This window comes from Pseudomonas sp. ASL9, assembly GCF_056680335.1.
In genome coordinates this window covers 4,607,328-4,621,448 of the sequence record NZ_CM155277.1, presented here as the reverse complement: position 1 = coordinate 4,621,448, position 14,121 = coordinate 4,607,328, and the positions used below count along the sequence as shown (strand labels likewise).

The window sequence follows — 14,121 nt, the reverse complement described above, 5'->3', positions numbered from 1 at the left end:
AACTGACACTGAGACTGGACCTGCCATGACCCTCTCCATTTTCGATGCCCACTGCCACATCATCGATTCGCGCTTTCCGCTGACGCCCAACAACGGTTATCTGCCCGATCCTTTTACCGTCGAGGATTACCTGGCCCACACCCGTTCACTGGGCGTAACCGGCGGTGCCGTGGTGTCAGGTTCTTTCCAGGGCTTCGATCAAGGTTATCTGCTCGACGCCCTGCATCGGCTGGGGTCCGGTTTCGTTGGCGTGACGCAATTGCCAGGCAGCGTGACCAACGCCGAACTGAAAACCCTGAACGGCTTTGGCGTGCATGCACTGCGCTTCAACCTCAAGCGCGGCGGTTCGGAGCAACTGGACCAGCTGGAAGCGTTGGCCAGGCGCGTGCACGAGCAAGTGGGCTGGCACTCGGAGCTGTATATCGACTCCCGCGAGCTGCCCGAGATTGAAAAGCGCCTGCTGCAATTGCCGGCGGTCAGCATCGACCACCTGGGCTTGAGCATGGAAGGGTTGCCCAGCGTGTTGCGCCTGGCCGAACAGGGCGTGCGCATCAAGGCCTGCGGTTTTGGCCGGGTGGACTTCCCGGTTGGTGCCGCACTCAAAGATATTTTCGCCGCCAACCCTCATGCCTTGATGTTCGGCACCGACCTGCCTTCTACCCGCGCACCACGGCCTTTCGCTGCCAGTGATATTGAGCTGCTGATCGATGCAGTGGGCGAACAGGGCGCACGGTTGGTGCTTAGGGATAATGCGGTAGCGTTTTATCGGTTGTAGGCGCTGCCAAGGCTGCGATAAGAATCTATCCAGCACCAATTTCCTACACGGCTTTGACACGACATGTAGGACAATTCCGAGACTGCTGCAGGCTTAATCTGATAATCCCAGAAAAAAGCCCATAGCCGTTAGTCGGCACAGCCTCGGATGGATTAAAGTAACGCCCCCAACCTCAGTGTCATTTGACGCTGTCGGTCACCCTGCCAGGAACAGTCAACGATGGAACATCGTGAAGCGCTGATTGCGCTGCGAACCTTTCTCTCAACGCAGATTCTCGGCCAGGAAAAACTGATCGAACGGCTGTTGATAGCCCTGCTCGCTGACGGCCATATGCTGGTCGAAGGCGCACCCGGCCTGGCCAAGACCAAAGCCATCAAGGAACTGGCCGAAGGCGTCGAAGCACAATTTCATCGCATTCAATTCACCCCCGATTTGCTGCCTGCCGACATCACCGGCACCGAGATCTATCGTCCGGAAACGGGCAGCTTCGTCTTCCAACAGGGGCCTATCTTCCACAATCTTGTACTTGCCGACGAAATCAACCGGGCACCGGCCAAGGTTCAGTCGGCCTTACTCGAGGCCATGGCAGAACGCCAGGTCAGTGTCGGACGCAGCACCTATGACTTGTCACCGCTGTTTCTGGTGATGGCGACGCAGAACCCCATCGAGCAGGAAGGCACCTATCCGCTGCCAGAAGCCCAACTCGACCGTTTCCTGATGCACGTCAAAATCGGCTTCCCGGACGCGGCAGTCGAGCGCAAAATTCTCCAGCAGGCCCGTGGCGAAGCACTTAATGGTGAGACCAAGCCAGAGCGCAGGGTCAGCCAAGAGGCGATTTTCGCCGCACGCAAGGAAATCCTCGGGCTGTACATGGCCGATGCGGTGGAGGAATACCTGGTGCAACTGGTGATGGCAACGCGCACACCCGCCAAATTCGACCCGGAAATGGCCGACTGGATCGCTTACGGCGCCAGCCCGCGTGGCTCGATTGCCCTGGACCGTTGCGCCCGGGCTCATGCCTGGCTGGCCGGTCGGGATTTCGTCAGCCCCGAAGATATTCAGGCCGTGCTGTTCGACGTGTTGCGCCACCGTATTATTCTGTCGTTCGAAGCGGAAGCCGCCGGTATCGATCAGGACCGCGTGATCCAGCGCATCCTCGACGTCGTGGCTGTCGCCTGATCCCCATGCAACCCCTACCGATTGCCGAACCGGGAATTCGCGTCAGCCTCGCTGAGCTGATCAAGATGCGCCATCGCGTGCGCGAAGTGCAGCTGTTTTCCACGCCGAGCCAGCGCAGCCCGTTGATTGGCCTGCACCACTCGAAACTGCGCGGGCGTGGCGTGGACTTCGATCAGGTGCGGGTTTACCAGGCCGGCGACGACGTGCGCACCATCGATTGGCGTGTCACTGCCCGCACCCAGGAGCCACACACCAAGCTGTTCCATGAAGAGCGCGAACGCCCCATCTTCATTCTGGTGGAGCAAAGCCGTCGATTGTTTTTTGGTTCAGGCCTGATGTTCAAATCGGTCCTCGCCGCCCAGGCTGCCGCACTCATCGGCTGGGCCGCCCTGGGCCATAACGACCGGGTCGGCGGCCTGGTATTCGGCGACAACGAACACTATGAGATCAAACCCCGGCGCAGTAAGCAGAGCCTGTTGCAGTTGCTCAACCGGTTGGTACGTGTCAACCAGTCGCTGCATACCGAAATCCCTGCCGACCGCGACGCCTTCGGCACGGCCCTGCGCCGCGCGCGTGAAGTGTTGCGTCCCGGCAGCATGGTGATCGTGATCTGTGATGAACGTGCACTGTCCGACGCGGCCGAACAGCAACTGAGTCTGCTGTCCCGGCATTGCGACCTGCTGCTGTTGCCGCTGTCCGACCCACTGGATCACGCCTTGCCGGCAGCAGGCCTGTTGCGCTTTGCCGAGCGAGGCGCGCAGCTGGAACTCGACACCCTCAAACCAGATTTGCGCCAGGCCTATCGCGCGCAGGGTGAAGCCCGGGTTGCGCGCTGGGAATTGCTCGCGCAAAAACTTCGTGTGTTGTTGATGCCGCTGAGCACGCAGAGCGAAATGGTCGAACAACTGCGCGAATACCTGAACGCCCGGCGTCCAGGTAAACAACGATGAACAGCCTGGACCAACTGCAACCGCTGATATCCCCAGCTGCGGTCAGCCTCTGGCCACCCGCGCTGGGCTGGTGGTTAATGCTGCTGTTGCTGCCAGTGGCTGCTTGGGGCCTGTGGCGTTTGCGGCGCTACTGGCCCGGCAAGCGCCAGATCAGCCGCGCCGAGCAACCGCTGGACCCATTAAGGGTCGCGGCCCTGGCTGAACTCGCCCAACTGCCCAAGCCCTATGACGGCGCACCCGCTGGCGCCTGGCTACAGCAAATCAACGCGCTGCTCAAACGCCTGTGCCGCAACCATTATCCCTACAGCCAGAGTCACACATTGAACGGGCGCAAGTGGCTGGCCTTCCTCGACAACCGCTGCCCCGCCGCCGGCCTGACCCGCTGGATGGTGCTGGTCGAAGGCGCGTACAAACCGGAATGCAAACTTGATGACAAAGCCATCACCGGCCTGAACCAGGCGGTTGACACCTGGATTCGCAAACATGTTTGAGTTCGCCTGGCCGTGGATCTTCGTCCTGCTGCCGCTGCCGTGGCTGATGAGGGTACTGTTGCCTGCGGCGGACAGCGGTGAGGCCGCGCTCAAAGTCAGTTTTCTCAGCGAACTGGAAAGTCTGGCCGGGCGTCGGGCGCGAACAAGTTTGCCCGGCTGGCGGCAGCAGGCACCGCTCATTCTGCTATGGCTGTTGTTGCTGATAGCTGCCGCCCGTCCAGAGTGGCTCGGCGAACCGTTGCCGATTGCTGCCAGTGGTCGCGACTTGCTGGTGGCCGTCGATGTCTCCGGCTCCATGGACACCCCCGATATGCACTGGAACGGCGATGACGTCAGTCGCTTGACCTTGGTCAAAAATTTGCTGGGAGACTTTCTCGAAAGTCGTGAAGGTGATCGTGTTGGCCTGATCCTGTTTGGCAGCAAGGCCTATCTTCAGTCACCTCTGACCTTCGACCGACACACCGTGCGTATCTGGCTGGATGAAGCGCGGATTGGCATCGCCGGAAAAAACACGGCCATCGGCGACGCCATTGGCCTGGGCCTCAAGCGCCTGCGTCAGCGCCCTGCGCAAAGCCGGGTATTGGTGCTGGTCACCGACGGCGCCAACAACGCCGGCGAAATTGATCCGGTGACAGCTGCCCGTTTGGCGGCCGCTGAAGGCGTAAAAATCTACCCAATCGGCATGGGTGCGGACCCGGAACAGAGCGGTGCTCTGGGCATGCTCGGCCTGAACCCGAGCATGGACCTGGACGAGCCCACCCTCAAGCAAATCGCCGAGATTAGCGGTGGCCAATACTTTCGCGCCAGCGATGGCCAACAATTGCAGAAGATCAGGCAAACCCTCGATACGCTGGAACCTGTCGCCCAACAACCGACCCAGGCGCGCCCGGCACAGGCGTTGTATCACTGGCCGCTGGCTGGCGCGCTGCTATTGAGCCTGTTGTTGGTGGTCCGCGAACGCTTTCCGAACAACGTGCTGCAACGCTTCTTCAAACAGAAAGCTTTCCTGCCATCGAATCAGCAATGGCGCCAGCGGCTCAAGCGTTTGCGGAGACGTCGATGATCGCGCTCTGGCCGCATTGGCTCCGGCCCTGGTGGTTGCTGTTATTGCCGCTGCTGGGCTGGCTGCTGTGGCAACTCTGGCATCGACAAAAGCGTGCGGGACGCTGGCAGATGATTCTGCCAGCGGCCTTCCACGCCGTGTTGCTCGGTGGCGGCAGTGGTCGCGACAGTAAATTGCCATGGGTCGCACTAGGCCTGGCCTGGACCCTCGCTGTGCTGGCATTGCTCGGGCCGAGTTGGCAGCGCGTTGAACACGTCAGCCAGAAGCCCGCCGACCCGTTGGTGGTGCTGCTGGAATTGACCCCGGAAATGCTCGCCACCGACACCCCGCCAACACGCCTGGAGCAGGCGCGACGCAAACTGCTCGACCTGTTGCAGAGCCGCAGCGATTCACAGACCGCGATCATCGTCTACGCAGGCAGCGCTCACACGCTGGTGCCGTTGTCTGACGACCTGGCCACCAGTCGTAACCTGCTCGACGCGATCAAGCCATCGATCATGCCTGAAGCCGGCCACCGCGCCGACCTTGCGGTGAAGAAGGCGCTTGCCCTGCTCAAGCAGGGTGCGCAGGGCCAGGGCCGCTTACTGTTGATCGGATCGTCATTGAGCGAGCAGGAACGCCAAGGCATCCGCCAGGCGTTAGACCGACAATCAGTACCGCTGCTGATCCTCGGCATCGGCACGGTTGACGGCGCGCCGGTCGCGCAAGAAAAAGGCGGCTTTCTCAAAGACCCACAAGGCGCGATTCTGCTGGCGCGCCTGGACAACCAGAGCCTGAAGGACTTCGCCAGCCAGCTCGACGGACGCTACCGCCAGGCACGCCTGGATGACTCAGACCTGCGAGATCTGGGCCTGCTCGACAGTCCGCAAACCCTGCGCAGCAATGGCCAGACCGTGCATCTGGACACCTGGGACGACCAGGGTCCATGGCTGCTGCTGCCGTTATTGTTACTCGCAGCCTGCGCCGGACGCCGGGGTTGGTTGTTGTGCCTGCCGCTGCTGTTCATGCTGCCGCAGCCCAGCTATGCCTTCGAGTTCAACGATCTGTGGTTGCGGCCCGACCAACAGGGCCAACACTTGCTCGAGCAAAACCGTCCCAGCGAAGCCGCGCAACACTTTCAGGACAGGCAATGGCAAGGCGTAGCGCTGTATGAGGCCAGTGACTATGCCGCCGCCGCTCAGCGATTTTCTGAAGGCAACAACGCCGCCGACCATTACAATCGCGGGAATGCGCTGGCCAAGGCTGGCGAACTGGAAGCTGCGCTGGATGCCTATGAGCAAGCACTGGAGCGCCAACCCGATCTGCAGCCGGCCTTGAAAAACAAGGCACTGGTCGAACGCTTGCTGGAGGAGAATAAACAGCAAAAGACCAACGAGACCAGCAAACCGGCCGACAGCAAAAAAGACAACACAGAGCAAAGCCCGCAGGCCAGCGCGACGACCGCACCGCAAAATCCGAATCAGCCATCGTCCCCGTCAGGTGAGGACACCACCACCGATAACCATTCCATCACTGGCAGCCCGAACAGCCCGGCGGGTGGCAATGACGTTCCAGGCTCACAATTGGGCGATGAAAATACCACCCGACCGCCAATCAAACCCGCCGACACTGCCTTCGACGGCGAGCGCCGACAAGCGCTGGAACAATGGCTGCGACAGATCCCGGACGATCCCGGTGAGCTGTTGCGACGTAAGTTTTGGTATGAACAGCAACAGCATCAGGAACCGACCCGATGAGTCGCCCATACACTTTATTGATCAGCCTCATGCTGTGCCTTGTGGCCTTTTCGGCTCAGGCTGGCGAGCTGCTGGCCAGCGTTGACCGCGCGCGACTGAACTCCGGCGAGACGGTAGAGCTGACCCTGGAATCCAGCGACGTGACCCTGTTCGGTAAACCCGATCTCGCACCGCTGGACGCTGATTTCGACGTGCACGGCACGCGTCAGATCAACCATCTGACTACCCTTGATGGCGGCGCCCAGGCCACTACCCGCTGGATCATCACCCTGCTGCCGAAGCAGAACGGCAGCGTGATCATCCCTTCGTTGCAACTGGGCGAGCTGAAAAGCCAGCCCATCACGTTGCAAGTGGTGCAAAGCGAAACCCAGGCACAAAGCACGCTGGCACCGGTGTTCATCGACGCCAGCCTTGATCAGGACAGCGTCTACGTTCAGGCTCAGGCCATACTGACCCTGCGCGTCTATCACTCGGTGGCGCTGTTCGACGACAGCAACCTCACGCCGCTGCAAATCCCGGATACGCGGATCGAGAAGCTCGGCGATTCGCGCACCTATGAAAAGCTGATCAACGGCATTCGCCACGGTGTCATCGAGATACGCTACGCGATTTATCCACAGCACAGTGGTGAACTGCTGATTCCCGCGCAAGTATTCAGTGCAACCTTGGTGCAGGACGCTCAAGCCCAGATAGCGCCGGCTCAGGGTACTCATTCGTCCGGTCCCCAGCCTGGCAAACTGGTGCACGTCAGCTCCGCCGAAATCCCGCTGATGGTCAAACCTCAGCCCGCCGACTACCCTGCCAATACCCCATGGTTGCCGGCCCGCAGCTTGACCCTGAGCGAAGCCTGGAGCCCGGAGCCGGATCACGGCCATATCGGCGATTCCCTGACCCGCACCCTGACGCTCAAGGCCGAAGGCTTGTCCAGCGCGCAACTGCCGCCGCTGCCCGACACTGACGTCATTGGCCTGCGTCGTTATCCTGATCAGCCACACCTGGCCAACCTGTCCAGCGACAGTGGCTTGATCGGCACTCGCGAAGAACGTGAGGCATGGGTGCCAACGCGCACGGGCGCAATTGATCTGCCCGCGTTGGACGTGGCTTGGTGGAATACCCGCGAAGATCATCTGGAACACAGCAGTCTCCCGGCGCGCACCCTGCTGGTGGCTGACAACCCAAGCCTGTCGGTGGATACCCCGGTGAGCAACAGCGCGAACGGCCTGCCCCTCGTCGGGCCGTCGCTGTGGCCTTGGCAACTGAGTACAGTGTTTCTGGCCTGCACCACCCTGCTCGGCTTTGGCCTATGGTGGCGCGCGCGTTGGCAACCGGCAGTGTCGCGGGTTGTGCAGGCGGGTCCGAGCCCGCGTACCGTACTTGATGATCTCAAACGTGCCAGCCTGGCCAACGATCCGCAGGCGACCCGCCAAGCTCTGGATGCCTGGGCTCGCCAACAACCGGAAACCCTGGCCGACATGGCAGCACGCTTCGTGCCCTTGTCCGACGCCCTAGACGGCCTGAACGGCGCGCTGTACAGCGAGGCCGGACAGTATTGGCAAGGCGAAGAGCTGTGGCGCGCCGTGCGTACGTTGCCTGCCGGTGAGCGGGGTCAAGACCCGGCAACCGACACCAGCCTGCCACCGTTGTACCCGAAATAATGCTGAATATCTGCGGTTTTTATTCGATCTTCATTGACTGACCCGGCCTCTTCGCGGACAAGTCCGCTCCTACAGGTTGTACAAGGATTCCCCATGCGTTTGTTCCATACCTCCGACTGGCACCTCGGCCAGAACCTGCATGGCCAGGAGCGAGACTTCGAACACGCCTGCTTCCTGACCTGGCTGCTGGACCGTCTGATCGAGCGTCAGCCTGATGTGCTGCTGATCGCGGGGGATATTTTCGACACCGTCAACCCGCCGGTCAAAGCCCAGGAGCGCCTGTACGACTTCATCGTCAATGCGCATGAACAGCAGCCATTGCTGACCATCGTGATGATCGCCGGCAACCACGACTCCGGCTCGCGCATCGAACTGCCTGCGCCGTTGATGCGCCGTTTGCGCACCCATGCTCTGGGGCGCGTGTTGTGGCTCGATGACGGGCAACTGGATGCCGAACGCCTGCTGCTGCCGTTACCCAAGGCCAACGGCGACATCGGTGCCTGGTGCCTGGCGCTGCCCTTTCTTCGGCCCGCCGAAGTCACGGGCGCCACCTTGGGCGACGACTACCTGCGCGGCATTGGCCGGGTCCATGAGCTGCTGATCGAGGCCGCCAACCTCAAGCGCCAGCCGGGGCAAGCCTTGATCGCCATTAGCCACGCGCACATGGCCGGCGGCTCGGTGTCCGAAGACTCTGAACGCAGCCTGATCATCGGCAACGCAGAGGCCCTGCCCGCCAGTCTATTCGGCCCGAGCATTACCTACGTCGCCCTGGGACACTTGCACAAACCGCAGAAGGTCAACGGTGAAGATCGCATCCGCTACAGCGGCTCGCCGATCCCACTATCGTTTTCGGAAATCGGCTATCAACATCAGATCCTCGAAATCAATTGCGACGGCGATCAACTGATCAGCGTTGAACCCTGCTTGATTCCTCGCGCAGTCAATCTACAACGCGTCGGCCCGGCCCCCCTGGCCGAACTGTTGGTGCAACTGGCATCGTTGCCCGCGGTTGATCTGCTGGCGGACATCGAGCGCCAACCCTGGCTGGAAGTTCGGGTGCGCCTCGACGAGCCACAGCCCGATCTGCGCCAGCAAATCGAAACCGTCCTGCAAGGCAAGGCCGTGCGTCTGGTGCGCATCGCCGTCGAATACGCGGGCAACGGCGTCGAGGGTGGTGACAACGGCAATGGCCTGATCGACCTGGATCAACTCAGCCCGCAAGAGCTGTTCAGCCGCGCCTGGCAGGACAGCTACGGCAGCGAGGTCGACGACCAAACCCTCAAGGACTTCGCCACGCTCTTGCAGGACGTACAACTGGAGAGCGAGCAGCCATGAAAATTCTCGCCATTCGCCTGAAAAACCTGGCCTCCCTGGCTGGCCCGTTCGAGCTGGATTTCACCGCCGAACCTCTGGCCAGCGCCGGTTTGTTCGCCATCACCGGGCCAACCGGGGCCGGGAAAAGCACGGTGCTCGATGCCCTGTGCCTGGCACTGTTCGGTGCCATCCCGCGTCTGAACAATGTCGGTCAATCCAAAGTGCCGGAAATCGACGGCGATATCAGTACCAACGACCCGCGCACCTTGCTGCGTCGTGGTACGGGCAGCGGTTATGCCGAAGTGGATTTCGTCGGCATCGACAATCGTCGTTATCGCGCCCGCTGGGAAACCAACCGCGCACGGGATAACGCCAGCAAAAAACTCCAGGCCAGCCGCCAGACCCTGACCGATCTGGACAGCGAACAGGTGTTGAGCAGCCAGAACAAAACCGAATACAAAACCCTGCTTGAAGCACGTCTGGGGCTGAACTTTGAACAGTTCACCCGCGCCGTAATGCTCGCGCAAAGCGAGTTCAGCGCTTTCCTCAAGGCCGATGACAAAGAGCGCAGCGAACTGCTGGAAAAGCTCACCGACACCGCGATTTACAGCCAACTGGGGCGGCGCGCCTACAGCAAGAGCAAGGAAGCGGAAAAGGTCCATGACGATCTAAAAGCACTGGCCACGGGCGTAACACCACTAGCGCCAGAGGCCCGCGCCGAACTCGACCAGCGCTTCAACGAAGCCCAGCAACAGCTGAAAACCCAACAAGCGCAACTCAAGCAGCTTGAGCTTCAGCATCAATGGCTCAAGGTTCTGGTCCAGTTGCAGGACGAGCAGCAAAGCGCCGCCGACCAACTGCAACAGGCGCAATTGCACTGGGACGGCCAGAGCGCCGAGCGCCTGAAGCTGGCCCAGCTGGAACAACTGGCACCGCAACGTCACCAATTCGCCCGTCAGGCCGAGCTGAACACCCAGCTCAGCCCACTGGCGGCGCAGATTCAGCAGGATTACCAGCAACAGACAGAGCGTCAGGCCCAGCAGGCGCAGCTTGAGAAAGCTCAAGTCGATGCCCACGCCGCGCTACTCAGCGCGCAGAAGCAGCAGACCGACGCTGCACCGCTGTTGCGTCAAGCCTTCGAAACCCAAAGCACGGTGGCGCGTTTGACTCAGGAGCTAAGCCAGGCGACTGAGCTCAAGCAACTGGCTGATCAACAGTGCACGCAGGGCCAAAGCGCGTTGCAAGGTTTGCTCGACCAACAACACCAGGTGGCCGAGCGACTGGAGCGAATGGCCGCAGAGCTGGAGCAGAGCAGCGTATTGGCCCCACTCAGCGAAGCCTGGAATGCCTACCGGGAACGCCTGAAGCAACTGATGCAGATCGGTGGCCGCCTGAAACAGGGGCAGATCGAGTTGCCGCAGCTTGAGCTGCGTGCCGCCAGCGCCAGCCAACACCTCACCGAGCAACGCAGCGCCCTGGAGTTGCTGTACCGCGAGGCCGGTGCTGAAGCCCCGGCCGTCAGCGAGCAAATCCAGATCCTCGGCAGCCTGTTGCAAGACAATCGCAAACAGCAACGCGCCTTCGAAGACCTTGCGCGTTTATGGACCGGGCAGCAGACGCTCGACAAGCGCGCGCTGGAGCTTGCCCAGAAACAACAGAATACCCAGCAACAACGCGAAGACCTCAACCGTGAGGGGATTCAGGCCAAGGATCAACTCAAGGTCGCCGAGCAAACCCTGGCAGTCACCCAGCAACTTTTGGAGCGCCAACGCCTGGCCCGCAGCGCCAGTGTCGAGGAACTGCGCGAACAGTTGCAGGACGACCAGCCGTGCCCGGTGTGTGGCAGTCACGAGCATCCTTATCATCAGCCTGAGGCCCTGCTGCAAAGCCTGACTCGGCATGACGAAAGCGAAGAAGCCAACGCCCTGAAAGCCGTAGACGTGCTGAAGGAAAAGCTGGTCGATCTGCGCGCCAGCGTCAGCGGATTGATTGCTCAGCAAAAAGAATTCCTGCACCAGCAGGAGCAACTGACAGCGCAGCAACACGCCTTAGCGCCGAGCCTTGAAGCTCACCCGCTCAGCGCTCGACTCCTGGAACAGGACGCGGCCAAGCGCGACGGTTGGTTGAGCCAGCAATTAAGTCAGCTGTCTCAAAATATCACCCAGGATGAGCAGCGCCAGAGTGCCTTACTCACGCTGCAACACGACGCCGGGCGCCTGCAGCAACAACTGCAAGCCGCCACCGAGGCCAGCCAGACCGCCACCCAACACGTGGCCGAACAGCAGCGGCAACTGGCCAGCGACCGTGAGCGCCTGGAAGAAGAGTTGGCGGTTTTCGCCCCGCTGCTGCCCGCCGAGATCCTCAATGGCTTGCGCAACGAGGCTGCGGTGACGGTCATGCAGCTCGACCAGCAGGTGACCCAGCGTCTGGATCAACTTGAGCAGCAACGCGATGAGCAGCTTGAACAGCGTGGGCGCCAGCAAAAAATCGAGCAGGAGCAGTTCCAGCAACAGGCTCGCGTCAAGCATCTAGAGGAACTGCAACAACGCTTCGCCGCCCTCACCCATGAACAGCACACCGGTCAGCAAACACTCTCTGAACTGCTGGGCGGCCAAGCCGGTGAACAGCGCAGTGCTGAACGCTGGCAGCAACAGCTGGAGCACGCCGTCGAACTGGCTCGTCACGCCGAAAGCGCAGCCGGCCAAGCGTTGCAGGACGTGCATAGCCAACTGATCCAACTCGCCGCCGAACTCAAGGCCAAGCAAGAGCGCCTGCAAAGCCTGGAACAAGAAAGCAGCGAACTGAGCGCCAGGATTGCTGAATGGCGCAGCCGCCATAGCGAACTGGATGACAGGGGTCTCGAACAGTTACTGAGCGTCGACGATGAGCGCGTCAGCCACCTGCGCCAACACCTGCAGCACAGCGAAAAAGCCATCGAACAAGCCAACGTCCGGTTGCACGAGCGTGAACAGCGCCTGCACAGCCATCAGGCGCAACACAACGGCAACCTTGACGCCGAGCAACTGGACAGCGCGTTGAGCGAGTTACAAGGTCTGTTCGCTGCTAGTGAACACCTCAACGCCGACCTGCGTGCCCAGCAAGCCGACGATCAACGCCGGCAGGATGCCAACCAGGCACTGACGCAACAGATTGCCGACGCCTATGCCCAGTATCAACGTTGGGCGCGTCTGGCCACGCTGATCGGCTCGGCCGAAGGCGACAAGTTTCGCAAGATCGCTCAGGCCTACAACCTTGACCTGCTGGTTCACCATGCCAACGCGCAACTGCGCCAACTGGTACGCCGCTATCGACTGAAACGCGGCGGCAGTATGTTGGGCTTACTGGTACTGGACACCGAAATGGGCGACGAACTGCGCTCGGTGCATTCGTTGTCCGGCGGCGAGACGTTCCTCGTGTCATTGGCCCTGGCCCTGGGCCTGGCCTCAATGGCCTCGAGCACGCTGAAAATCGAATCCCTGTTCATCGACGAAGGCTTCGGCAGCCTCGACCCGGAATCCCTGCAACTGGCCATGGATGCCCTCGATGGCCTGCAAGCCCAAGGGCGTAAAGTGGGGGTGATTTCCCATGTGCAGGAAATGCATGAGCGAATCCCGGTACAAATTCAGGTGCGGCGTCAGGGCAATGGCTTGAGTACGATTGAGGTCAGCAATTGATAAACCTGCAGGCAGCCCCCATTTTCTGAGTCAGACAAAACCGCCAAGCGGAATTTCTGTACCCTGCACACCCACGGCGCGCCCCGTCGCGCCAATTTAGACAAGAAGGTAGATCCCATGTCCAATTCAAAAGTATTTTTCGACATCACCGCCAACGACGAGCCATTGGGCCGCATCGTCATGGAACTGCGCGACGACGTGACACCGAAAACCGCTGAGAACTTCCGTGCCCTGTGCACCGGCGAAAAAGGCGACGGCCTGCACTACAAGGGCTCTTCGTTCCACCGCGTGATTAAAGACTTCATGCTGCAAGGCGGTGACTTCACCAACCACAACGGCACCGGCGGCAAGTCGATCTACGGCGAAAAGTTCAAGGACGAGAACTTCACCCTGAAGCACACCGAGCCAGGCGACCTGTCCATGGCCAACGCTGGCCCTAACACCAACGGCAGCCAGTTCTTCATCACCACCATCGTCACCAGCTGGCTGGATGGCAAGCACGTGGTATTCGGTAAAGTCATCGAAGGCATGGACGTCGTGAGAGCCATCGAAGCACTGGGCTCGCAATCAGGCAAAACCAGCAAAAAAGTCGTGATCGCCGACTGCGGCCAACTGACTGACGAAGCGTAAAGAGACCCGTTGTTGAGCGCCGTGAACACCGCGACGCCGATTCTTTACTCTTTCCGGCGCTGCCCCTACGCCATGCGTGCGCGCATGGCGTTGTTTTACGCAGGCTGCGCACTGGAAATTCGCGAAGTCAGCCTCAAAGAAAAGCCGCCGCACATGCTCGCCTGTTCACCCAAAGGCACTGTGCCCGTATTGATCTGTGAGGGCGGACGCGTGATCGACGAGAGCCTCGGCATCATGCGCTGGGCACTGGCGCTCAACGACCCCGATGACTGGCTGCTGGCGAATGACCCGCAGGCCCGGAGAGACATCGGGGCATTGATCGAAGAAAACGATCAGGTATTCAAGCTTCATCTGGATCGCTACAAATACGCGGTCCGTCATCCTGAACACTCGCAGGAACACTACCGCGACCTCGGTGCGCTGTTTTTGCAAAAGCTCGAAGCGCGCCTGCTACAGCAAGCGTTTCTGGTCGCCGAGCATCTGACCCTTGCCGACATCGCCCTCGCGCCCTTTGTGAGGCAGTTCTGCTACGTCGACCCGGACTGGTTCTGGCAAAGCCCCTATCCTCGCCTGCAGGCCTGGTTACAGACCTTTATCGAGTCGGAATTGTTCAAGAGTGTGATGACCAAGCCGGTCTGACACGTGGCCAACCCG

General features: G+C 60.8%; 11 protein-coding genes. All 11 read left to right on the top strand.

Going from position 1 to position 14,121, the window contains the following annotated elements:
• The first annotated feature begins 25 nt into the window (after positions 1-25).
• A complete protein-coding gene (locus AC1ME2_RS21360; RefSeq protein WP_480436574.1) occupies positions 26-775 on the top strand; it encodes an amidohydrolase family protein in 750 nt (249 codons plus the stop codon).
• A 219-nt stretch (positions 776-994) separates the two neighbouring features.
• On the top strand, positions 995-1,954 hold the full coding sequence (locus tag AC1ME2_RS21355) for an AAA family ATPase (RefSeq protein ID WP_480436572.1): 960 nt from the start codon (positions 995-997) through the stop codon (positions 1,952-1,954).
• Between the two features lie 5 nt (positions 1,955-1,959).
• Positions 1,960-2,904 carry a DUF58 domain-containing protein gene (locus tag AC1ME2_RS21350; RefSeq protein ID WP_480436570.1) on the top strand — a complete coding sequence of 315 codons (945 nt, stop codon included), beginning with the start codon at positions 1,960-1,962 and terminating at the stop codon, positions 2,902-2,904.
• Positions 2,901-3,395: a DUF4381 domain-containing protein gene (locus tag AC1ME2_RS21345; protein WP_480436569.1), complete on the top strand. Its 495-nt coding sequence runs from the start codon at positions 2,901-2,903 to the stop codon at positions 3,393-3,395. Before AC1ME2_RS21350 ends, AC1ME2_RS21345 begins: the two co-directional genes overlap by 4 nt.
• Positions 3,388-4,458, top strand: coding sequence for a vWA domain-containing protein (locus AC1ME2_RS21340; RefSeq protein ID WP_480436568.1), 1,071 nt, complete (start codon positions 3,388-3,390; stop codon positions 4,456-4,458). Before AC1ME2_RS21345 ends, AC1ME2_RS21340 begins: the two co-directional genes overlap by 8 nt.
• A complete protein-coding gene (locus tag AC1ME2_RS21335; protein WP_480436566.1) occupies positions 4,455-6,194 on the top strand; it encodes a vWA domain-containing protein in 1,740 nt (579 codons plus the stop codon). The genes AC1ME2_RS21340 and AC1ME2_RS21335 overlap by 4 nt, the downstream gene beginning before the upstream one ends.
• On the top strand, positions 6,191-7,849 hold the full coding sequence (locus tag AC1ME2_RS21330) for a BatD family protein (RefSeq protein WP_480436565.1): 1,659 nt from the start codon (positions 6,191-6,193) through the stop codon (positions 7,847-7,849). The genes AC1ME2_RS21335 and AC1ME2_RS21330 overlap by 4 nt, the downstream gene beginning before the upstream one ends.
• A 93-nt stretch (positions 7,850-7,942) precedes the next feature.
• Positions 7,943-9,184, top strand: coding sequence for an exonuclease SbcCD subunit D C-terminal domain-containing protein (locus AC1ME2_RS21325; protein WP_480436564.1), 1,242 nt, complete (start codon positions 7,943-7,945; stop codon positions 9,182-9,184).
• Complete coding sequence (locus tag AC1ME2_RS21320) at positions 9,181-12,837, top strand: AAA family ATPase (RefSeq protein ID WP_480436563.1); 3,657 nt, start codon at positions 9,181-9,183, stop codon at positions 12,835-12,837. Before AC1ME2_RS21325 ends, AC1ME2_RS21320 begins: the two co-directional genes overlap by 4 nt.
• 117 nt (positions 12,838-12,954) lie before the next feature.
• Entirely contained in the window at positions 12,955-13,467 is a 513-nt protein-coding gene (locus tag AC1ME2_RS21315; RefSeq protein ID WP_480436561.1) for a peptidylprolyl isomerase, read from the top strand.
• A 12-nt stretch (positions 13,468-13,479) separates the two neighbouring features.
• Complete coding sequence (locus tag AC1ME2_RS21310; RefSeq protein ID WP_480436559.1) at positions 13,480-14,106, top strand: glutathione S-transferase; 627 nt, start codon at positions 13,480-13,482, stop codon at positions 14,104-14,106.
• The last annotated feature ends 15 nt before the right edge of the window (positions 14,107-14,121 follow it).